Genomic DNA, 20,653 nt, shown 5'->3' with positions numbered 1-20,653 from the left:
GTGGGCGTGCATCTCGTCGGCGGCGGCTTCGGGCGCGCGGCCTTCGCGCCGTTCACCGCCGAGGCGCTCGCCGCGGCGCCGGACCGAACGACTCCGGTCGTCGTGGTCGTGACGGTCCGCGAGGACGGCGGAACCGGGCACGCCCGCGATCTCATCGACGCGGTCACGGCCGACGGAGCCGCATCGCTCGACATCCGGCTCGTGGCCGTCGCCGAGACCGACCGCGTCGATCCGGCGATGTTCGACGGGGTGCACGCGATCGTGATCGGGGGCGGTCTGACCCCGGCGTACCACTCCGCCCTCGAGCCGAGCTTCGACCGCATCCGCACCGCCGTCGGGAACGGCACGCCGTATCTGGGCTTCTCCGCGGGCGCGATGATCGCCGCCGAGCGGGCGATCCTGGGCGGCTGGCGGATCGGCGGGGTCCCGGTCGTGCCGGAGGACACCGCCGAGGACCTCGAGGAGGTGACTGTGGTGCCGGGCATCGGCCTGGTCGACGTGTCTGTGGATGTGCACGTGGCGCAGTGGGGCACGCTGGCCCGGCTGATCGCCGCGACCGAGGCCGGCGCCACAGACGGCGGCGTGGGCATCGACGAGAGCACCGCACTGATCGCCGGAGCCGACGGGCTGCGCATCGCCGGGGAGGGAAGCGTCTGGCGCGTCTCTCCCGCCGAGGGCGGCGTGATCGTCTCCAGCGGCCGGGGCGCACTCTGATGCCGAAGACGCTCGTCGAGCTCGCCGCCGACGGGCAGCTCGATCCGGGCTGGGCGGAGGCGCTCGCACCCGTGCAGCCGGTGATCGCCGAACTCGGCAGCCGGCTGCGAGGCGAAGTGGCGGCCGGCCGCGGGTACCTGCCGTCCGGTGCGAACGTGCTGCGGGCGTTCCAGCGCCCTCTCGACGACGTCAAGGTGCTCATCACCGGCCAGGATCCGTACCCGACACCCGGGCATCCGATCGGCCTGTCCTTCGCCGTCGACGGCGATGTGCGGCCGCTCCCGCGCAGCCTGGGCAACATCTACAAGGAGCGCCAGGAGGACCTCGGCATCCCGCCCGCCCCGCACGGCGACCTCACGGCGTGGAGCGATCAGGGGGTGCTGCTGCTGAACAGGGTGCTGACCGTGCGGCCCGGCACCCCGGCATCCCACCGGGGCTGGGGCTGGGAGCAGGTCACCGAACTCGCGATCCGCGCGCTGGTCGCGCGGGACAGGCCGCTCGTCGCGATCCTGTGGGGTGCGGATGCCCGGGGGCTCAAGCCGCTCCTCGGGCAGACGCCCGTCATCGAGTCGGCCCATCCGTCGCCGCTCTCGGCAAGCCGCGGATTCTTCGGCTCCCGTCCGTTCTCCCGCGCCAACGAACTGCTCGCGCAGCAGGGCGTCGCCCCCGTGGACTGGCGTGTCGGGGGAGAGGCGTGAGAGTGCGGTCGATCGGGGACGCCGACCTCCCCGGCATCCGGGCGATCTACAACCACTACGTGCGCGAGTCGGTCGTCACCTTCGACGAGATCGAGTCGACGGACGACGACTGGACGGCGAAGGCGACCAGGATCCGAGCCGCCGGCCTGCCGTTCCTCGTCGCCGAGTCCGAGGACGGCACGCTGATCGGCTATGCGCTCGCGCAGCCGTGGTCGCCGAAGTCGGCGTATCGGCACACGGTCGAGAACTCGATCTACCTCGCACCGGGCACCGGCGGCCAGGGCTACGGCTGGGCGCTGATGGCGCAGTTCCTGGACGCGTGCCGTGCGGCAGGGCTCCGCGAGGTCATCGCCGTGATCGTCGAAGGCGCGGACGCCTCGCTCGCGCTGCACCGCAAGGCCGGGTTCCGCGACGCCGGTGCGCTGCGCGACGTGGGCGAGAAGTTCGGCCGCGACCTCGGTGTGCAGTTCCTGCAGCTGTCGCTCCGCGATCGTTGAGCGAGCGAAGCGAGACGAGACGCTCGTCGGAGAGCGTGGCGCGTTTCGTCTCGCTCGCTCCTCGCTCGCTCCTCGCTCGCTCGCTCAACGACCAGGGCGGATGACGGGGATCGCGGCGAGGAGCGCCTTCGTGTAGTCCTGCTGCGGATGCCGCAGCACGGCGTCCACGGGCCCGTGCTCCACGATCCGGCCGTCCTTCATCACAGCAACGGTGTCGCTGAGGTTCTGCACCACGCCGATGTCGTGCGACACGAGGACGAGCGTGAGGTTCTCGGTCCGCCGCAGCTCCTCGAGCAGTTCGAGGATCTGCGCGCGCACGGTCACGTCGAGCGCGGACAGCGGTTCGTCACCGACCAGGATGCGCGGTCGGTGCGCGATCGCGCGCGCCAGAGCGATGCGCTGCCGCTGACCGCCGCTGAACTCGTGCGGATGCCGGTCCGCCATCTCAGGCTCGAGGCCGACCTGTTCCAGCACGTCTCGCACTCTGGCGCGGTGGTCACCGTCGATGTCGAGGGCGCGCAGCGGCTCCGAGACGATCCTTCCGGCCGACATCCGCGGGTCCAGCGACGCGTACGGGTCCTGGAGGACGAGACCTGTCTGCCTGCGCAGCCAGTGCAGCGACCGGGCGCCGGCCGTGGCATCCACCTCCCTGCCGTCGACAAAGACGCGGCCGGTGGTGGGCCGATCCAGCCCGAGCAGCAGCTTCACCAGGGTGGATTTGCCCGACCCGGATTCACCGATCATGCCGAGGGACTCGCCCTCGGCGATCTGCAGATCGGTCGGATGCAGGGCGGTGTTCATCCTGGCGCGCTCGAACATCGCGCCCTTCGGCAGCCGGAAGTCGCGGCTGAGCCCTTCCGCCGCGATGAGGGTCATGATGCGCCGCCTTCCGGACGCCACAGCGTCGCCGTGGCATCGCGCAGCAGGCCCTGCGTGATCGGGGACGTCGGTGCACTGAGAAGAGTGCTGACCGGGCCCCGCTCGACCACACGACCCTCCTCGAGCACGACTCCCGTGGTCGCGACCTGTGCGAGCACGGCGAGGTCGTGGGTGATGAACACCAGCGACATGTCGCGCTCTTGGACGAGCGACAGCAGCAGGCGCAGGATCTCGGCCTGGATCGTGACGTCCAGCGCTGTGGTCGGCTCGTCCGCGATCAGCAGGCGCGGGTTCGCGGCCAGTGCCATCGCGATCGCCACGCGCTGCCGCTGCCCGCCGGAGAGCTGGTGCGGGTACCTGTCGACCATGGTCTCGGGATCGGGGAGTCGCACCTGCACCGCCGCGGCGATCGCGCGCTCACGCGCGGCGGACCGCGAGAGGTGTTCGTGGATGCGCACGGTCTCGGCGATCTGACGGCCAACGGTGCGTATCGGGTTCAGTGCGGTGCGCGGCTCCTGGAAGACCATCCCGATCTGGTCGCCGCGAAGCCCTGCCATCCTGCGGTCCGGCAGGCCGATCAGTTCGGTGCCGTCCCAGCGGATGCTGCCGCTCGCGGTCGCCCCTTCCGGGAGCAGGCCCATGACCGCGAGCGCGGTCAGTGACTTGCCCGAGCCGGATTCGCCGATCAGGCCGAGCCGCTCACCGGTCTCCACTTCGAAGGAGACGCCGTCGACGACGCGACGTCCGTCGATCTCGATGACGAGATCCTGCACGATCAGGCTCATGACACCACCCCCGGAACGTGCGCCTCTGCCGCACGGCGCTTCGAGCCGCGGGCGGAGAGCGTGGGGTCGGTCGCCTCGCGGAGGGCGTCGCCGAGCAGGTTCAGCGCCAGCACGGTCAGCGTGATCGCCAGGCCGGGCCAGAGCACCGACAGCGGATGCACGCCGATGTAGCGCTGCAGGTCGGCCAGCAGCAGGCCCCAGGACGGCTGTGAGACGGACGCGCCGAACCCCAGGTACGACAGGCCGGCCTCGGCGAGCACTGCGACGGCCATCGACCAGGACAGCTGCACGATGAACACGGGGGCGACGTTGGGCAGCAGGTGCTGCACGAGGTTCTCGCCGGGCGTCAGCCCGTTCGCCCGGCCGGCGAGCACGAAGTCGCTCTGCTGCACGCGACGCAGCTCGGGTCGTGTCACACGGGCGATGTTCACGCCGAAGCCGATCCCCACCGAGAGCACCACGACCCACAGCGATCCGCCCCACACGGCGGAGATCATCATCGCGATCAGCAGCACCGGGAACGCGATCAGGATGTCGACGACCACCGCGACGGTCTCGCGCAGCCAGCGGGCGGTGAGAGCACCGAGTGCGGCGAGTGCGACGCCGACGAGCGTGGCGACGATCCCCGCGCCGACGCTGACGAACACCGTCGTCCGGGCACCGGTCATGATCAGGCTGAGGATGTCGCGGCCCGTGCCGTCGGTGCCGAGAAGGTGCGGCCAGCCGGGCGGCGCCCAGCGGCCACGGACATCGCCGATCAGCGGATCGAAGGGTGTCCAGAACAGCGAGACCAGTGCGGTGAGAGCGACCAGGACGACGACGATGACGGCGAACCGCCCGGTGCCGGAGGCCCAGAGTCTGCGCGACCAGTTCATTCCGCCTCCCGCTGCCGGGGATCGATCACGTGGTGCACGAGGTCGACGAGGAATCCGATCACGAGCACGAAACCGGTCAGCACGAGCAGTTCGCTCTGCACCTTGACCAGGTCGCGCGTGCCGACGTCCGTCACCAGCATCCGTCCGATGCCGGGCAGGGTGAACAGCTGCTCGATCACGACCGCTCCGACGATGATGCCGGCGACCTGGAGTCCGAGGACGGTCACGATCGACAGGCCCACCGCGGGGATGCCGTGCTGCACCAGCGCCCGGCGCCGGGTGAGACCCTTGGCGGCCGCGGTGCGCACGAAGTCCTGCCCGGCGGCCTGCAGCGTGGCGCTGCGCACGAAGCGCATGAGCATCGCCCCTTCGACGACGCCGATGGTCAGGGCGGGGAGGATGAGCGACTCGAACGCCTTGTCCGGTCTCGACCAGCCGGCGATCGGGAAGCCCTGCGCCGGCAGCCAGTGCAGGCCGTGCGCGAACACCAGGACCAGCAGCATCCCCGCCCAGATCACCGGAACCGCGGCGACGGCCTGAGCGGTGAAGTTCATCGCGGTCCCGCCCGCCCTCCCTCGCAGCATGGCGGAGACGATGCCGAACGGCACGGCGATCAGCAGAGCGACCGTCAGCGACATCAGGCCGAGGGGCACGGTCACCTGCGCCTTCTGCGCCAGCTCCGCGCCGACGGACGCCCCGCTCAGCTGCGAGGTGCCGAGGTCGCCGCGCAGCACGCCGCCGATCCACTCCCCGTACTGCACGGGCAGCGGCCGGTCCAGGCCGAGCGACTCGCGGATCGCCGCCACCTGCGCGGGACTCGCCTGCGTGCCGGCGATCAGCTGTGCGACATCCCCGGGGAACACCCGCAGGGTGAGGAAGATCAGCACGCTCGACACGAGGAGCCCTGCGATCAGCAGGGCCCCTCGTGTGAGCGTGTACCGGAGCACGGGTGCCGTCAGTCGGCCGCGCGGGTGACGCCGAGCAGGTCGATCCGGGAGTTGATGGAGTCCTCGGGGAAGCCCTTCACCACCGGGAGCAGGGCGGTGAGCGTCGCGCCGTTGTACAGCCAGTCGGCGGCTGCGTCCTCGGACACGATCTTCGCCGCCTGCGCCAGCAGGTCGGCCGACTCGTCGGGATCGAGCTCGGTCATCGCCTCGGCGTACAGCTTCTGCACCTCGGCGTTGTCGTAGCCGAAGTAGTAGTCCGGGTTCGCCCAGTTGCCGAAGTCGCGGGGCTCGACGTGCAGCACGAAGCTCAGCTCGTAGTCGTGGTTCGTGTAGACGTCCTCGAGCCACGTCGGGAACTCGACCCGGTTCACCTTCAGAGTGACGCCGACCTTCGCGAAGTCCGAGATCAGCACCTGCGGCACGGTCGTGCCGTAGAACGTCGGGATCGTCAGGGTCAGGGTGAGATCCTTCTGCCCGGCCTCGGCGAGCAGCTTCTTGGCCTTGTCGGGGTCGTAGGGCACCAGCTCGGAGAGGTCCTGGTAGCCGGGATCGAGCTCGGGGATCGGGCCGTACATCGTCTGGCCGGCGCCGACGGCTTCGACGAGCGCATCGTGGTCGATCGCCAGGCGCAGCGCCTCGCGGACCTTCTCGTCGTTCAGCGGGGCCTTCGCGTTGTTGAACGCCAGAGTGCCCTTGTCGGTGGTGCGACCCGTGGTGACGGTGAACTCCCCGGTCTCATCGAGCTGGTCGACGAGGTTGGGGTCCACGGCGGTGAGCACGTCGAGCGTCCCGTCCAGTGCGGCGTTGACGCCGGCGGTGAAGTCGGGGATGTAATGGAAGACGACCTGCTTCACGCCCGCCTTGTCGCCCCAGTACGTGTCGGAGCGCTCGAAGGTGATGCTGCTGCCCTTCGACCAGCTGCCGAGGGTGAACGGCCCGGTGCCGTTCTCGGCGGTCTTCAGGTCGGTGGTGTCGCCCGTCTTGAACACGAGGCCGGCACGCCCGGTGAGGGAGAACAGGAAGTTCTGGTTCGGCGCGGTCAGTACGATCTGCACGGTCTTCGGGTCGGTCGCAGTGACCGAGGCGACGCCGGCGAAGTCGGCGTGACCCTGCAGGCTCTCGTCCGTGCGGACGGCCTCGTACGACGAGGCCACGTCGGCCGAGGTCAGTGCCGTGCCGTCATGGAAGGTCACGCCGTCGTTCAGGGTGAACGAATAGGTGAGGCCGTCGTCGGAGACCTGGTAGTCGGCGGCGAGGCGCTTCTCGATCTTGTTGTCCTGGGTGCGGGTGACCAGACCCTCGTAGATGTTGTCGAACAGGATCTGCTCGAGCGCGGCACCGCTGGTGTGGCGGATGTCGAGATTGGTCGGCTCGAGCACGAGACCCACCGACAGGCTGGCGTCGGGGTCGGGCTTGCCGTCCGAGGTCGGCCTCGGTTCGGCGGAGCCGGTGCACGCGCTGAGCGCGAGCGTGACGGCGGCCAGGGCGCCGAGCAGCGCGAGGCGGGTGGGGTGTCGGAACATGTGCGGTCCTTTCAGACGGCAGTGCTGTGCGGGTGCGGGAGGGTCAACGCCGGACGGCGTCGGCGGATTCCGCGATGAGGCCGGCGAGGGCCGCCGGAGCCGTCTCCTGGATGTTGTGGGTCGCGTCGATGATGCGGATCTCCGCATCCGGACGACGGGTCGCGAACTCCGCGGCGTCGGCGTCGCTGACGAAGCCCTTCGTCGCGCGGACGAGGATGATCGGCGCGGTGACGGCCGCGAGGTCGGACCAGCTGCGGTCGGATGCCAGGATCGCCGCTCCCGCGTCGGGCGTCGTCGTGGCGAGGGCGGCGGAGGCGAGGTGCGCGAAGTGATGCTTCCACTCGACGCGTCCGTCTGCGCGCACCCGCGTGTTCAGGAACACGCCACGCTCGGTCTCTGGCCGCGTGCTGCCGAAGCCGAAGGACATGGCGCGGTCCACGGCCTCGTCCAGGGAGGCGAAGTCGGTCTGCTGGTAGAACTCGGCGAGCACCGCCGGTGCGGCGTCGCCGCGCACGCCTGCGGTGATGTCGACGATGACCAGGTCGCGGACGGATGCGGGGTGAGTGGCGGCGACGGAGACGGCGGTGAGGCCTCCGAGAGACTGGCCGACCAGCACCTGCGGTGCATCCGTCCAGGCATCCAGCGCGTGCGCGACATCGGCCGCGAGCGTCTGCGGGCTGTAGTCGAGGTCCTCGCGCCAGGAGGAGTCGCCGTGCCCGGCGAGATCGATCGCGAGCGCCGGGCGCTGCAGGAGCAGGGCCGTGGTGTCCCAGGTGTGTGCGTTCAGGCCGGCACCGTGCAGCAGGGTGACCTCGGGGGCGCCTTCGCCGAAGCGGAGTGCACCGAGGGTGCGGCCGTCCGGGAGCGCGAGGGTGAGACGCCTGACCTGCGGCGCGGCGACGCCGAGCGCCGCGGCCTGGCCGGGAAGATAGCGGAACTCGCTGGTGTCATTCTCCACGGCTGTATTCTCCGTCCTGGAGCGCTCGCCGAGGAAATGCGAAAGCAGAATGACAAGTCAGGAGCGGCATCTGGTTCTCGAAATGCTTAATGTTATGCGCTGTGACTCACCATCATGATTTCATCTCTGAGCGCTCTGGGATTCGTAGGATGGAATCCATGAGTGTGCTCCAGATTCCCGGCGTCGCGAACATCCGCGACGTCGGCGGCATCGCCGCTGGGGCCTCGCGGGTGCGGGACGGCGTGCTGTTCCGATCGGGCAATCTCGCGCACCTCACGCCCGAGGGCGACGGCCTGCTGCGCGAACGCGTGCGCCGGGTCATCGACCTGCGCGACGACGCCGAAGTGCTCGCTGAGCCGTCGATGCTGCTCGACGTGCCGACGACGAGGGTGCCGCTGTTCATCGGGTCCGTGGCCTCCTTCTTCACCGAGGACGTCAGCCTCGCCGGCATGTACCGGCACCTCGTCGATGACGCGGCACCCCGTCTGATCGACGCGATCCGGGTGATCGCGGCGGGGGAGCCGACGCTCGTGCACTGCACGGTGGGGAAGGACCGTACCGGCGTCACCGTGGCCCTCGCCCTCTCGGCGGTCGGCGCCGACCGCGAGGAGGTGATCGCCGATTACGCGCTCACCGCGTCGCAGCTGCCCGCGGCGCGCACGCGCGCGATCGTGCAGTACCTGCGGGCGCGTCATCCGGATGCTCGGAACGCGATCGATCTCGCCACGAGCTCGCCGGCGCCGGTCATGCGCGAACTGCTCTCCGGCATCGAGCGGCAGCACGGCTCGATCGCCGGATATCTGCGGACGGGCGGCCTGACCGACGCCGAGCTCGAGGCGCTCGGGCGCACACTGGTCGCATAGCGACCTTTCCACCGGGGTTAGGTAAGCCTTGGCTGGGTGCTACGATGGACAGATCATGCGCACCTCACTCGACACCGCCACGGCGCGTTCCCAGCGCCGCGAGGCCCGTCGTCGTTCGCACCACCTGGTCACGGCCGACGAGAACTCGCTGGCCGACCTCGAGCTCTTCATCGCGACCCTGCCGCTGTGCGCATCGGGCCGCATCTTCATCGAAGTGCCGGAGGCCTCCGACATCGGGGTCATCGAGGCGCCGGGCCGGATGACGGTCACCTGGCTCGCCCGCGGCAGCCGCACCGGCGCGGCGGGCACCGGCCGTCTCTGCGCACCGGGACAGGCGCTCGCGACGGCGACCTGCGCCTGGGCCGACGAGATGCTCTGCGACGACGAGATCGAGACGCGCGTGACGCTGCTCGGCGGCTTCCTCGGCACCGCCGACATCGTCGAGCACCTGACCGACTCGCTCGGCATCGACGAGTCGGCGATCAGCGTTCCGGAGAGCTACGGCCTGCTGACGCGCTGACGGCGCACGTACCCGCCGTCCTCGAGCCCCGCCTCGATCTCGAAACGGTTGCGCAGCGCGTCCCTCCCCGCGAAGAGGTACAGCACCGGCATCAGGAGGCCGTACCGGAGCCACTGTGCCTTGTGCACGGCCTCGTGCCGCAGCACGGCGTCGCCCGGAGCTCGGTCGCCCGTGAGATAGCAGCCGCCGACGCAGACCCCGCCGCGCGCGAATGTCCACGCAGGCATGCCGCGGAACACCCACAGGCCGTTCCTGCGCTCGACCGCACCGGTGCTCCAGAGCGAGCCCCACACCCAGCCGACGGCCGTGCCCCACCAGTAGCCGACGCGACTGATCGGCGATCTCAGCAGGAACGAAGGGATGCGGCGGTCGAAACGACGGCCCCGGGCCAGTGCGGTCTCGGCTGCGGGGCGCCAGTCGTCGGTCATGCGAGTGCGCCGATCAGCCGCAGCACGGCGCCGAGATCGTCGACCGCGGCGGCGGGAGTGCGCGGTGCGAAGCCGGCCACTGTGGCGCCGGCGAGCGGGAACTCGTCGCGGACCCGGCGGATGGCGGAGGCCAGCTCGGATGCCGACGCGCCGAACGGAGCGGCCTCGGAGACTCCGCTGAACTCGGCGGGATCGATGACGTCGACGTCGATGTGCACCCAGACCCTGGACGCCCCCGTCGCCCGGATCGCCTCGAGTGCAGCATCCGGGCGCGCGAGGTCCTCGGGGGCGAGACGGGTGAGCTCGTCGAGCTCGGCCTGCTCGTCGTCGTCGACGATGCGGGTGCCGACGGCCACGACGCGGTCGCGGGGCACACCGGGGGCGAGCGCCAGTCGGGCCTCGCCCTCGCCCAGCACCGCGCGCAGCGCCATGCCGGAGAACGCGCCCGACGGTGATGTGGCGGGGAGTGCAGGTCGGGATGCGCATCGCACCACAGCACGGCGACGTCGGTGGTGTCCACGGCGGAGAGAGCCGCGACGGTGACGCTGCAGTCGCCGCCGATGACGACGGCGCCGTCGGTCCAGGCGTCCTGCACGGCTGCGCGGACCCTCAGCAGAGAGCTCAGACGGTGCACGCCGCTGGCCAGCGACTCACCTGCCTCGAGCGGGACGTCGAGCATGGTGGTGGTGGCGCGGGGGAGATCGCCGGCGATGGCGGCGGCGCCGTCGGTGAGAAGCATTGCCCGCGCGGAGGGTGAGCCCTGCCACTGCGGGACGATCAGGAAGTCGGTCATGTCAGTACGGGTCGGGTGGGCGGCGGGCGCCGCGAGCGGCGCCCGCCGGCGGTGTCATTCGGATTCGAGTGCAGCCTGCGGCTTCGGCGTGCCGCCGGCCTTCAGCTCGGCGAGACGCGCTTCGACCTCGGTGAGCTCACCGAGATCCTCGAGGCTCTCGAACTGCGCGTCCAGCGTCGACGCCGCGATCTCGGCCTTGCCCTGGGCAAGAGCCTCCTGACGGCGGATCTTGTCCTCGAACCGGCCCAGCTCGCTGGTGGGGTCGAGGACGTTGATCTGCTTGACGGCGTCCTGCACCTTGTTCTGCGCCTCGGCGACCTTGGCGCGCGCGAGCAGTTCGCTGCGCTTGTTCTTGAGCTCGCCGAGCTTCTCCTTCATGCCGTTCAGGCCGCTCTTCAGCTTGTCGACGATCTCGGTCTGTGCGGCGATCTGGGGCTCGGCGGCCTTGGCCTCGCGCTCCTCGGTGATCTGACGCTGCAGGGCGATCTTGGCGAGGCTGTCGAACTTGTCGGCGTCGGCGGTGTTCCCCGTGCCGCGGAGCTCATCTGCCTTGCGGCTGGCGGCGAGGGCCTTGTTGCCCCACTCCCTGGCCGCCTGCACGTCCTCCTCGTGGTCGCGCTCGAGAAGGCGCAGGTTGCCGATGGTCTCGGCGATCGCGGACTCCGCGTCCGCGATGTTGTTGGTGTAGTCGCGCACCAGCTGATCGAGCATCTTCTGCGGATCCTCGGCGGAGTCGAGCATCGCGTTGATGTTGGCGCGGACGAGCGTGGAGATGCGCCCGAAGATGGATTCCTTGGCCATGGTGTTTTTCCTTTCGATACGGAAGGGTCTGTGGATCGAGATCGATGTCGGTCGTCGGATGCCTGTCAGTGGTGCCCGATCAGAAGCGGCCCCCGCTGGAGCTCGAGCGGCCGCCGCCGAAGCCGCCGGCGGAGAATCCGCCGCCACCGCCGCCGCTGCTCCATCCGCCGCCACCGCCCCAGCCGCCGCCGCTGCGGCGGCCGCCACCGCCGAGGAGCTGTCCGATCAGCACGCCGCCGAGCACGGCGCCGAAGGTGTCATTGCTGCCGGAGCCGCCTCCGCCGCCCCACGAGCCGGTGTCGTTCTGGGCGAGACGCAGTGACTCACCCGCCATCCGGTCGGCCCGCTGTGCGAGGGCGAGCGCCTGCTGCGGGTCGGCGTCGGCGAGACGACGCGCCTGATCGCGGGTCGACTGCGCCTCGGCGAGACGGGTGCGAGCGGTGGAGCTGATCGCCCCGCGCCGGTTCAGGATGAAACTCTCCGCCGCCGGAGATCTGCACGTCGGCCCGCTCCAGTGCAGCGCCGAGCAGGCTGCGTGCGTGCGCGATCCTGGCCTGCTCGTCACGCACCTGCTGCACCACCTGGTCGATGGCGGTGTTCGCCGCATCCAGCACGCGCAGAGCGTCGACGGGGTTGCGTCCGGTGCCGCCGAGCAGTCGTTGCGCGTCGGACAGATGCCGGCCGGTGGTCGCAACGGCCTGCGCGACGAACCCCTGTGCGTCGGGCAGGGCCTGCGCGGTCAGGATGTCGGTCTGCAGCTCGGCCACGAGCGCGACACCACGCTCGTCGGCGGCCTTCAGATCGTTCGCGAGCTGCTCGACGGCGTCCTCCAACTGCGTCGCCTGCTGCACCGCGCCCTCGGCGGCACGGATCGACACCGCGGCATCCCCGGTCTTCCCGGCGGCGATCTGCTGGTCGGCGGTCTGGATCTGCTCGTCGGTGAACGCCATGCGCGAGCGGGCCTGGGCGGTGTTGTCCGCGACGGTGGCGATCGCCGCCGTCGCGTAGGTCGTCGCCAGCGCGGCGAAGATCTGATCGGCGCGGTCGATCTCGGCGCCCGCCGCGGCGCGCAGCCGCCGAACGTTCTCCAGCGCCGCCGGCGCGTTCTGCTCCAGCTCTCGGAGCTCGTCGAACGCCGCCTTGCGCTCTTCGAGGGACCGGGTGGAATCGGAGCAGAGCTGCACGATGAGGCGGTTCCAGGCGATGCGCTCCTCATCGGTGTCGGGGATCTCGTCGTCGAGTCTCTGCTGCAGCGAGAACGCCTGGTCGAGGTTGGTGCGGGCGGTCTCCAACGCGGCGACGAACTCGCCGATGGCCTCGTCGCCGAACTGCGCCCGCGCGTACTCCATCTCCTGTTCGCTGGACTTCACCACGTCGTCGGTGCGCACCAGGGCGATCGACGCCTGCTGCGACAGCGCGGCGATCTCCGCCTCACGGGCTGCCTTCTCCGCCGCGCGCCGGCGGCTGCGGCGCACCTGCAGCACGACGACGAGGATGATGACGGCGGCCACCGCCACCAGGCCGAAGATCGTCCAGCCCCGTGCGGTGCGCGCCGGGCCGTCGACGACGATGTCCTGCACCTCGTCGGCGGCTGCGTCGATGGCACGGGCCCAGTCGCTCTGCCGCAGCGAGGGCAGCATGGCCTCGGTCACCCGCGCGCGGTCGGAGACGGACACGGCCCCGCCCGACTCGGGGCCGTTCATCGCGAACACCCGGGTGTCGGTGGCGATGCCGATCAGGTACTGCCGATCGCTCAGGCCGCTGGCGGCGGCGGTCTCGTCGACCCACTCGCGATCGGTGCTCGGGTCGGTGAACTCCGGCACGAAGACGAAGAAGAGTCCGACGCCGGTCTGCTCGTCCAGTTCGGTGAGCCGCGCCTCGGCCGCCTTCTGCTGTGCGGGAGTGAGCACGTCGCTGGTGTCGGTCACGTAGACACCCGGATCGAGCGGCCCCGGAGCGGTCGCGGAAGCCGCACCGGCGGCGAGGCCCGAGCCCAGGAGCGCGGCCAGCAGACCCACCACGACCGTCCAGCGAGTCCGCATCCCGCTCCCTCCACCCCGATGAGCACGCCCCACGGCACGAGTCTATGCACTGGCGCCGACCTGGCACAGCGCCCAGGGGCAATCGCCGTTCGCCGTGCGCGGAGCGCGGCGGCGCGGCGCATACCCTGGAAGGCATGGATGACCGGTACGGATCGGACGTGCTCGCGTCGGGCTGGCGCGAGCGCGGATTCAAGAAGTCCGCAGAAGTCGCGGCCGAGGCCGACCTCGTGGTCGAGGTGGCCGATGACGGCTACTGCGGCGCGGTCATCCGGATCGAGGCCGGGATGGTCGAACTGGAGGACTGGAAGGGCCGTCGGCGGATGTTCCCGCTCGGTGCTGGCTTCCTCATCGACGGCGAGCCGGTGCGCCTGGTGCCACCGGCCGCGAAGTCGTCAGGTCCGCGGCGCACCGCGTCGGGATCGTTCGCCGCCCCGGACGGCCGGGCCCGGACGGCGCTGCCCAGCCGCATCCTCGTCGAGGGCCGGCACGACGCCGAGCTCGTCGAGAGGGTGTGGGGCGACGACCTGCGTGCGGAGGGCGTCGTCGTCGAGTACCTGCAGGGCATCGACCTGCTCGATGAGCTCCTCGCCGAGTCGCCGCCCACCGCGCAGCGGCGCTACGGTGTGCTCGTCGACCACCTCGTGCCCGGATCGAAGGAGACCCGCATGGTCGAGAAGATCCTGCGCGGCCCGCACGGCGCGCATCTGAAGATCGTTGGGCATCCCTACATCGACGTGTGGCAGTGCGTGACGCCGGCCGCTCTCGGCATCCGTGCCTGGCCGGTGATCCCGAAGGGGACGGACTGGAAGACCGGTGTCTGCCGCTCATTCGGCTGGCCCGCCGAGTCGCAGGCGGACATCGCGCATGCCTGGAAGCGCATCCTGTCGCGCGTGTCGTCCTACCGCGACCTGGAGCCCTCGCTGCTGGGCAGGGTCGAGGAGCTCATCGACTTCGTCACGGCGCCTCACCCCGGTCGCTGAGCCTGTCGAAGCGTCCCGGTACCCTGGAGGGATGCCAGAACCCCGCACCTACCGCGACGAGCCCGTCTCGTTCGTCCGCCGCTCCGGCCGGATGTCGGAGGCGCAGGAGCGGGCATTCGAAGAGCTCGCCCCGCGCTACCTGCTCGACGTGCCCCGCGACGTCGCCTGGACGTCGGTGCATCCCGACGCGCGGCTCGACGCCGCGGCGGAATACGGCCGCACGGCCCGCCTGATCGTCGAGGTCGGATCCGGGCAGGGGCACGCGATCGTGCACGCCGCCTCCACCCGTCCCGACGACGACTTCCTGGCCGTCGAGGTGTTCCGCGCCGGGCTGGCCCGCACCATGCTCGACGCCGACAGAGCGGGCGCTCGTAATCTGCGCCTGGTCGAGGCGAACGCTCCGGAGGTGCTCTCCTCGTATCTGCCAGCCGGTGCAGCATCCGAGGTGTGGATCTTCTTCCCCGACCCCTGGCACAAGAAGCGGCACGCCAAGCGCCGCCTGGTGCGCCCCGGCTTTCCGCAGACGGCCGCCCGCGCGCTGGCCGGCGGAGGGATGCTGCGCCTGGCGACCGACTGGGAGGACTACGCGCTGCAGATGCGCGAGGTGCTCGACGAGGCACCCGAGTTCGAGCGGGCGTTCGACGGGGAATGGGCCGAGCGATTCCAGGGACGCGTCATGACCGCCTTCGAGCGCAAGGGCATCGCCAAGGGGCGCGACATCCGCGACCTCAGCTATCGACGAGTGTCGTGACGCGCAGCGCCTGGCAGAGCCTCGGACCGGCCGCGCTGGTGTGTGCGGCCGCCCCGGCGTTCTTCGTGCTGGGCTGGACGGTTGTCGGCTGGGCGCTGCTGGCGGCCGGCGTGTGTGCGGCGGCCGCCATCGAGCGCCGCCGGATCGTCGCCACCGAGCCGTCGCTGACCCGGGATCTCGCGCTGATCGGCGTCGGCATGCTGATCGTCCATTCGATCCCGCTGGCCGCCGAGCTCGACGACGGCGCGATGCTGCGGTTCACGCTGGCACTCGGCGGCGCGGTGCTCGTGCCCTACGTGCTCTCACGGTTCGTGTTTCGCGACAGGGCCATCTCGTTCCCCTGGCGCACCGGCCGGCGATGGGCTCGGTGGCAGTGGATCTGGCTGGTGGCTGTCCTCGTGCTCGGCTGGCTGATCCTGCCGTTCTACTTCATCACCAGCGGTGTCTACCTGAACTGGCCGGTCGTGGACAGCCCCGAGCTCATCGGGCGGCTGTTCCTGGGCGTGGGCGCCGTCGGCATCTGGGACGAGCTGTTCTTCATCTGCACGGTCTTCGCCCTGCTGCGCCGGCACCTGCCGGACGCGGCGGCGAACGTGCTGCAGGCCGCGGTCTTCGTCTCCTTCCTCTGGGAGCTGGGCTACCGCGCGTGGGGTCCGGTGCTGACGATCCCGTTCGCGCTGCTGCAGGGCTGGATCTTCCTCCGTACACACTCGCTCGCGTACGTCGTCAGCGTGCACCTGCTCTTCGATGCGGTCGTGTTCGCGGTGCTCGTGCACGCCCACAACCCGGGGATGCTGCCGATCTTCCTGCTCTGAGCGCGCCCCGGGCGCCCCGGCGGCTGAGAGGATTGATGCATGGACACTCGCACCGCGACCGCCGCCGCGCTGACCGATCAGGAGGTCCTCCGGCTGCGCGAGGACTTCCCGATCCTGCAGAGCGAGGTGAACGGGCATCCGCTCGTCTATCTCGATTCCGGCGCGACCTCGCAGCGTCCGTTCGCCGTCCTGGATGCCGAGCGGGAGTTCGCCTCCACGCTGAATGCCGCCGTGCACCGCGGTGCGCACACTCTCGCCGCCGAGGCGACCGTGGCGTTCGAGGATGCCAGGGCCGCGCTGGCGGAGTTCGTCGGTGTCGACGAGGATGAGGTCGTCTGGACCTCGAACGCCACCGAGGCGGTGAATCTCGTCGCCTACTCGCTCTCGAACGCCTCCGCGGGACGCGGAGGAGCCGAGGCGGAGCGGCTGCGACTCGGACCGGGCGACGAGATCGTCACCACTGAGATGGAGCACCACGCCAACCTCATCCCGTGGCAGGAGCTCGCCGCACGCACCGGCGCGACCCTGCGGGTCGTACCCCTCGACGACGACGGAGCGCTGCGGCTCGACGTCGCGGCCGCGCTGATCGGCCCGCGCACGCGCCTGGTCGCCGTCACGCACGTCTCCAACGTGCTCGGCGTGATCAACCCGGTCGAGCAGCTCGTGGCGGCCGCGCACGCCGTCGGTGCCCTGGTGCTGCTCGACGCCTGCCAGTCCGCGCCGCATCTGCCCCTCGACCTGCACGCGCTCGATGTCGACTTCGCCGTGCTCTCCGGGCACAAGATGCTCGGTCCGACCGGTATCGGCGCCCTGTACGGCCGCCGTGGACTGCTCGAGATCATGCCGCCGTTCCTCACCGGCGGCTCGATGATCACCACGGTGACGACCACCGAGGCCGAGTACCTGCCGCCGCCCCAGCGGTTCGAAGCGGGAACCCAGCGGGTGTCGCAGGCGGTCGCGCTCGCCGCCGCCGTGCGCTACCTGCAGGAGGTCGGGATGCCGCGGGTCGCCGCCCACGAGGCCGAGCTCGGTGCTCGGCTGGTGGAGGGTCTGTCGATGATCGACGGCGTCCGCGTGCTCGGCGCCGGGATCGATCTGCCGCGCGTCGGCCTGGCGAGCTTCGACGTCGCGGGCATCCACTCGCACGACGTCGGGCAGTTCCTCGATGACGCCGGCATCGCGGTGCGCGTCGGGCACCACTGCGCGCAGCCGCTGCACCGTCGCCTCGGCGTCACATCGTCGACACGCGCCAGCACCTACCTGTACACGACGGGGGACGAGGTCGACGCCGTGATCGACGCCGTGGCCCGCACCATCGACTTCTTCCGGAGGGCATGATGGCCTCGTCCGATCTGCAGGGGCTCTACCAGGAGCTCATCCTCGACCACTCCCGTGCTCCGCACGGCTACGGGCTGCGCTCCGCTGTGGCGGCGCAGTCGCACCAGCTCAACCCGACCTGCGGCGACGAGATCACGCTGCAGGTGCACGCCGCGCCCGACGGAACCATCGAGGCGATCGCCTGGGAGGGGCACGGCTGCGCGATCTCGCAGGCGTCCGCCTCGCTGTTCGCCGAGCTCGTGGAGGGGCTGCCGGTGTCCGACGTCGAGCACCGGATCGAGGTCTTCCGCGAGGCGATGCGGTCACGGGGGAGGATCGAGCCCGACCCCGAGCTGCTGGGCGACGCAGCGGCGCTGGGCGGGGTGTCGAAGTACGTCGCCCGGGTGAAGTGCGCGATGCTCGCGTGGGTCGCCGCGGAGGACGCCCTGCGCAAGCTCGGCTGAACGGGCTAGGAGTACTGCGACACCGTCGAGAAGAGCTCGGCGTAGAACTGCGGGAACACCGTCAGCATCCAGATGATCGGCGTGAGGAACGAGACCACGATGATGGCGATCGCGACCCACATCGGCGACTGACCCGATCCGGCCTGCCGGCGCACGACGACGGATCGGCCGATCGCGTAGACCGGACTGAGGAAGTTCCACGCCCAGTGGAACCGGCGAGGGTAGCCCAGCCTGCCGAGTTCACGGTGATCGAGGTACGCGAACACCACGCCGGCGCCGTACAGCACCAGGCTGAGGAACGAGAGCAGCATCGTGCCGGACATCATCCCGTTCGTCCAGGCGATCAGGCCGCTGACGTTCTCGGGGCCGGAGGCGTACGGGTCGGACTGCAGCCGGCTGAACGCCACGAGATACTGCTGCAGCATCTGCTGCATCAGGACGAGCTGCACGACCGTCACCGCCAGGGCGATCAGCGGAGCGGCCACGACCGCCCAGATCCAGAACGTGTGCGTTCTGGTGCCCGGCGCGACCCGCGGATAGGGCTGCGGCCCGGGCGCAGCCGCCGGCACGGTGCTCGCGGTCCACGCCGTGCCGTCCCACCAGCGCAGCATGCCCGGAGTGCCGTCCGGGTACCAGCCGGGAGGGGAGAGCGGAGCGTATGACATCGGGTTCCTCTCGGTCGGTGTGCGCTCAGCCCACGGTACCGGGTGCCGGACCGCTTGCCGGCGCGCCGGACCGCGCGCCAGAATCGGGTCATGCTGATCGCCGGGCTGATCCTCGCGGCGGCCGCCGCCGCGTTCCATGTGTTCATCTTCGTGCTGGAGTCGGTGCGCTGGACCGAGCCGGCGACGCGCCGGGTCTTCGGCGTGCGCTCGGCCGAGGACGCCGAGACGATGAGGCAGCTGGCGTTCAACCAGGGCTTCTACAACCTGTTCCTCGCGCTCGCCGCCCTGCTCGGCGTGATCCTGGTGCTCACCGGGCAGCGGACGGCGGGACTGACGCTCGCGGTCACCGGGACCGCGATGATGCTCGGTGCCGCGCTCGTCCTGGTGCTGTCGGACCGCAGCAAGCTGCGTGCGGCGGTGCTGCAGGGGGTCTTCCGCTGCTGGCGGTCGTGGCACTGGCCCTGTCGTCGATGATGTGACCGGAAGCAGAAAGACCGCCCCGATGGGACGGTCTCTCCTGTATGTGCCCCCGACAGGAATCGAACCTGCGACCTACGGTACCGGAAACCGGCGCTCTATCCGCTGAGCTACGGAGGCGTACCGATCGAGCCTATCATCGACGCGGCCTCTGCTTTTGCACCGGGCGACCCGTGCTACTCGCCCGGCGCGACCGGCTGCACGGTCTCGGCCGGCTCCACGGCGACCGTGACCGGAGCAGCCGCCATCTCCTTCAGGGCTGCGGCGACCTTGTCAGCGAGATAACGGTGTCCGTCGTTCGAAGGGTGATCGCGCCCGGCACCGGTGTCGATGATCCCTGCGTAATTCTGCGGCGTGATCCAGTGCTGCTGCACGGGAGAGATGTACCACCAGCCGCGCTGGGCGGCGAGCTGCTGCAGATCGCGGTCGATGCGCGCTGTCGCCTGCTCGACGGGCAGCACCTGCGGCGCGGGACCGAGCACGACGATGCGGGCATCCGGGTAGATGTCCGCGAGTCGGTCCCAGGCGGAGTCCACGGCCGCGCGATAGCCCGTCGCCGGCAGACGGCGGTCGTTGATCGAGCCCTCGATCACGATGACGTCGGGGTGCAGGGCGGGATCGAGCCGGTCGATGCGCGGACCGTACGCCGGGCCGTCGATGCCCGGCTTGAGGTAGCCACTGCCGCGCACGCCGTCGACCATCGTCGTCCCGTCCATGAGATCGGCGAGGCGGTAGGCGTACCCGTCGGTCGGTGGCGTCGCGGCCGAGCCGTAGGTCCAGGAGTCGCCGAAGACCAGGATGCGGGGATGCTCGGGCAGCACAAGGGGAGCGGGGGCCTCGGCGTTCGCGACGCCGGAGGCGGACAGGGCGACAGGATCCGGGGCGTGCGGGCGCAGCATCCCGAACCCGATCGACGCCGCCGTCACGAGGACGGCGGCGCCGATGAGGATCGCGCCACGCAGCTGGATGCGTGGACGACGGGAGGGCGGAGTCATGATCCGAGGATAAGCCCCGCCGGCTACTTGGACGTGCCCTGGGACACGGAGCCCTGCAGCTGACGCTGGAACAGGATGTAGACGATCAGCACCGGGATGATCGTGATCATCACGGCGGCGAACATCTCACCGAAGTCCAGCGCGTAGCCCGCCGAAGAGGCGTAGGCGGCCATACCCTGCGAGAGCACGTAGTTGTCCTGGTCCGTGTTCAGCGAGATGGGCAGCAGGAACTGGTTCCACAGACCGAGGAAGTTCATGATCGCGATGGCGGCCATGCCGGGCTTGGCCATCGGGAGCATCACCTGGAAGAACGTCCGCCACTCGCTCGCACCGTCCACGTACGCGGCCTCCTGGATCTCGAACGGCAGGGACTTGAAGAACGAGTACAGGAAGAACACGGTGAACGGCAGCGCGAACGCCACGTAAGTCAGGATCAGCCCCGGCAGGGTGTTCAACAGCCCCATTCCCTGCAGGATGAAGAACAGCGGGACGATGGCGAGGAACACCGGGAAGGTGAGACCTGCGAGCATCAGGTAGTAGATCACCCGGCTTCCCGGGATCGAGAACCGGGCGAGCACATAGGCGCACATGGCGCCGAGAATCATCACCAGCACCAGTGAGACGCCGACGACGATCACGGTGTTCAGGAACATCCGCCCGAAGCTGTTCCCTGACCATGCGCTGACGTAGTTGTCGAAATTCCAGCTCGCGGGGAGCCCGAACGGGGACTTGAAGATCTCCGCCGTCGTCTTGAACGAGCCGAGCAGCGTCCACAGCATCGGCAGGATCACGACGATCGCCCAGATCGCCAGGATCACGTGCGAGACGCCGCCGACCACCTTATCGCTGACCGTCGACTTCGTCGT

24 protein-coding genes, 1 tRNA gene and 1 pseudogene are annotated in these 20,653 nt (G+C 70.3%); 11 read left to right on the top strand and 15 right to left on the bottom strand.

Annotation, left to right across the window (positions count from 1 at the left end):
* The 3 genes from L2X99_RS07855 to L2X99_RS07845 are packed head-to-tail and all read left to right on the top strand — an operon-like array spanning position 1 to position 1,909.
* Positions 1-714: a Type 1 glutamine amidotransferase-like domain-containing protein gene (locus L2X99_RS07855; RefSeq protein WP_236135824.1), complete on the top strand. Its 714-nt coding sequence runs from the start codon at positions 1-3 to the stop codon at positions 712-714.
* Positions 714-1,412, top strand: coding sequence for a uracil-DNA glycosylase (locus tag L2X99_RS07850; protein ID WP_236135823.1), 699 nt, complete (start codon positions 714-716; stop codon positions 1,410-1,412). Before L2X99_RS07855 ends, L2X99_RS07850 begins: the two co-directional genes overlap by 1 nt.
* Positions 1,413-1,414: 2 nt before the next feature.
* The gene (locus tag L2X99_RS07845; protein ID WP_236124236.1) at positions 1,415-1,909 is read left to right on the top strand and encodes a GNAT family N-acetyltransferase; all 495 of its coding nucleotides are present in this window, start codon (positions 1,415-1,417) and stop codon (positions 1,907-1,909) included.
* An 84-nt stretch (positions 1,910-1,993) separates the two neighbouring features.
* On the opposite strand, the gene L2X99_RS07840 is transcribed toward L2X99_RS07845, so the two are convergent.
* The 6 genes from L2X99_RS07840 to L2X99_RS07815 are packed head-to-tail and all read right to left on the bottom strand — an operon-like array spanning position 1,994 to position 7,876.
* Positions 1,994-2,785 carry an ABC transporter ATP-binding protein gene (locus L2X99_RS07840; protein WP_236124238.1) on the bottom strand — a complete coding sequence of 264 codons (792 nt, stop codon included), beginning with the start codon at positions 2,783-2,785 and terminating at the stop codon, positions 1,994-1,996.
* Positions 2,782-3,573: an ABC transporter ATP-binding protein gene (locus L2X99_RS07835; protein ID WP_236124240.1), complete on the bottom strand. Its 792-nt coding sequence runs from the start codon at positions 3,571-3,573 to the stop codon at positions 2,782-2,784. The genes L2X99_RS07840 and L2X99_RS07835 overlap by 4 nt, the downstream gene beginning before the upstream one ends.
* Positions 3,570-4,448: an ABC transporter permease gene (locus L2X99_RS07830; RefSeq protein ID WP_236124242.1), complete on the bottom strand. Its 879-nt coding sequence runs from the start codon at positions 4,446-4,448 to the stop codon at positions 3,570-3,572. The genes L2X99_RS07835 and L2X99_RS07830 overlap by 4 nt, the downstream gene beginning before the upstream one ends.
* Positions 4,445-5,395, bottom strand: coding sequence for an ABC transporter permease (locus tag L2X99_RS07825; RefSeq protein WP_236124244.1), 951 nt, complete (start codon positions 5,393-5,395; stop codon positions 4,445-4,447). The genes L2X99_RS07830 and L2X99_RS07825 overlap by 4 nt, the downstream gene beginning before the upstream one ends.
* Positions 5,396-5,403: 8 nt before the next feature.
* Positions 5,404-6,918 (bottom strand): ABC transporter substrate-binding protein, encoded by a 1,515-nt coding sequence (locus L2X99_RS07820; RefSeq protein ID WP_236124246.1) that lies wholly within the window; start codon positions 6,916-6,918, stop codon positions 5,404-5,406.
* 43 nt (positions 6,919-6,961) lie between these two features.
* A complete protein-coding gene (locus tag L2X99_RS07815) occupies positions 6,962-7,876 on the bottom strand; it encodes an alpha/beta fold hydrolase (protein ID WP_236124248.1) in 915 nt (304 codons plus the stop codon).
* Positions 7,877-8,034: 158 nt separating this feature from the next.
* Between L2X99_RS07815 and L2X99_RS07810 the strand changes: the two genes are divergently transcribed.
* Entirely contained in the window at positions 8,035-8,739 is a 705-nt protein-coding gene (locus tag L2X99_RS07810) for a tyrosine-protein phosphatase (protein WP_236135822.1), read from the top strand.
* Positions 8,740-8,794: 55 nt separating this feature from the next.
* Positions 8,795-9,259 (top strand): SIP domain-containing protein, encoded by a 465-nt coding sequence (locus tag L2X99_RS07805; RefSeq protein ID WP_236124249.1) that lies wholly within the window; start codon positions 8,795-8,797, stop codon positions 9,257-9,259.
* Here the strand turns inward: L2X99_RS07805 and L2X99_RS07800 are convergent.
* The 5 genes and pseudogenes from L2X99_RS07800 to L2X99_RS07780 all read right to left on the bottom strand — a co-directional run bounded on the left by L2X99_RS07800 (position 9,238) and on the right by L2X99_RS07780 (position 13,323).
* Complete coding sequence (locus L2X99_RS07800) at positions 9,238-9,687, bottom strand: Fe-S oxidoreductase (protein ID WP_236124251.1); 450 nt, start codon at positions 9,685-9,687, stop codon at positions 9,238-9,240. The two genes, L2X99_RS07805 and L2X99_RS07800, sit on opposite strands and share 22 nt — an antisense overlap.
* Positions 9,684-10,366, bottom strand: a pseudogene (locus L2X99_RS07795) (arginase family protein). Before L2X99_RS07795 ends, L2X99_RS07800 begins: the two are co-directional and overlap by 4 nt.
* Positions 10,367-10,534: 168 nt before the next feature.
* Positions 10,535-11,281 carry a PspA/IM30 family protein gene (locus L2X99_RS07790; RefSeq protein ID WP_236124253.1) on the bottom strand — a complete coding sequence of 249 codons (747 nt, stop codon included), beginning with the start codon at positions 11,279-11,281 and terminating at the stop codon, positions 10,535-10,537.
* Between the two features lie 79 nt (positions 11,282-11,360).
* Entirely contained in the window at positions 11,361-11,615 is a 255-nt protein-coding gene (locus L2X99_RS07785; RefSeq protein WP_236135821.1) for a hypothetical protein, read from the bottom strand.
* The gene (locus L2X99_RS07780) at positions 11,605-13,323 is read right to left on the bottom strand and encodes a TPM domain-containing protein (protein WP_236135820.1); all 1,719 of its coding nucleotides are present in this window, start codon (positions 13,321-13,323) and stop codon (positions 11,605-11,607) included. The genes L2X99_RS07785 and L2X99_RS07780 overlap by 11 nt, the downstream gene beginning before the upstream one ends.
* A gap of 134 nt (positions 13,324-13,457) precedes the next feature.
* On the opposite strand from L2X99_RS07780, the gene L2X99_RS07775 reads away from it, so the two are divergent.
* Genes L2X99_RS07775 through sufU form a run of 5 tightly spaced genes read left to right on the top strand, consistent with a single transcriptional unit; the run spans position 13,458 to position 17,650 of the window.
* Positions 13,458-14,303 (top strand): DUF3097 domain-containing protein, encoded by an 846-nt coding sequence (locus L2X99_RS07775; RefSeq protein WP_236135819.1) that lies wholly within the window; start codon positions 13,458-13,460, stop codon positions 14,301-14,303.
* 31 nt (positions 14,304-14,334) lie between these two features.
* Positions 14,335-15,054, top strand: coding sequence for a tRNA (guanosine(46)-N7)-methyltransferase TrmB (gene trmB, locus L2X99_RS07770; RefSeq protein ID WP_236135818.1), 720 nt, complete (start codon positions 14,335-14,337; stop codon positions 15,052-15,054).
* Complete coding sequence (locus tag L2X99_RS07765; RefSeq protein ID WP_236124257.1) at positions 15,051-15,869, top strand: CPBP family glutamic-type intramembrane protease; 819 nt, start codon at positions 15,051-15,053, stop codon at positions 15,867-15,869. The genes trmB and L2X99_RS07765 overlap by 4 nt, the downstream gene beginning before the upstream one ends.
* Before the next feature lie 39 nt (positions 15,870-15,908).
* On the top strand, positions 15,909-17,207 hold the full coding sequence (locus tag L2X99_RS07760) for an aminotransferase class V-fold PLP-dependent enzyme (RefSeq protein WP_236124258.1): 1,299 nt from the start codon (positions 15,909-15,911) through the stop codon (positions 17,205-17,207).
* Positions 17,207-17,650: a Fe-S cluster assembly sulfur transfer protein SufU gene (sufU, locus tag L2X99_RS07755; RefSeq protein ID WP_236124260.1), complete on the top strand. Its 444-nt coding sequence runs from the start codon at positions 17,207-17,209 to the stop codon at positions 17,648-17,650. The genes L2X99_RS07760 and sufU overlap by 1 nt, the downstream gene beginning before the upstream one ends.
* Before the next feature lie 5 nt (positions 17,651-17,655).
* Here the strand turns inward: sufU and L2X99_RS07750 are convergent, their stop codons facing one another.
* Positions 17,656-18,315 (bottom strand): DUF2510 domain-containing protein, encoded by a 660-nt coding sequence (locus L2X99_RS07750; RefSeq protein ID WP_236124261.1) that lies wholly within the window; start codon positions 18,313-18,315, stop codon positions 17,656-17,658.
* A gap of 90 nt (positions 18,316-18,405) precedes the next feature.
* Here L2X99_RS07750 and L2X99_RS07745 point away from each other — a divergent pair, with 90 nt between their 5' ends.
* A complete protein-coding gene (locus L2X99_RS07745) occupies positions 18,406-18,789 on the top strand; it encodes a DUF1304 domain-containing protein (protein ID WP_329608147.1) in 384 nt (127 codons plus the stop codon).
* A 50-nt stretch (positions 18,790-18,839) separates the two neighbouring features.
* On the opposite strand, the gene L2X99_RS07740 is transcribed toward L2X99_RS07745, so the two are convergent.
* The 3 genes from L2X99_RS07740 to L2X99_RS07730 all read right to left on the bottom strand — a co-directional run bounded on the left by L2X99_RS07740 (position 18,840) and on the right by L2X99_RS07730 (position 20,626).
* A tRNA-Arg gene (locus tag L2X99_RS07740) sits at positions 18,840-18,912 on the bottom strand.
* A 56-nt stretch (positions 18,913-18,968) separates the two neighbouring features.
* Positions 18,969-19,787 carry an SGNH/GDSL hydrolase family protein gene (locus tag L2X99_RS07735; RefSeq protein ID WP_236124265.1) on the bottom strand — a complete coding sequence of 273 codons (819 nt, stop codon included), beginning with the start codon at positions 19,785-19,787 and terminating at the stop codon, positions 18,969-18,971.
* Between the two features lie 23 nt (positions 19,788-19,810).
* On the bottom strand, positions 19,811-20,626 hold the full coding sequence (locus L2X99_RS07730; RefSeq protein WP_236126879.1) for a carbohydrate ABC transporter permease: 816 nt from the start codon (positions 20,624-20,626) through the stop codon (positions 19,811-19,813).
* Between the last annotated feature and the right edge of the window lie 27 nt (positions 20,627-20,653).

It is taken from the genome of Microbacterium sp. KUDC0406 (assembly GCF_021582875.1).
Lineage (GTDB): Bacteria > Actinomycetota > Actinomycetes > Actinomycetales > Microbacteriaceae > Microbacterium.
This window is presented reverse-complemented; position numbering and strand designations above follow the sequence as displayed.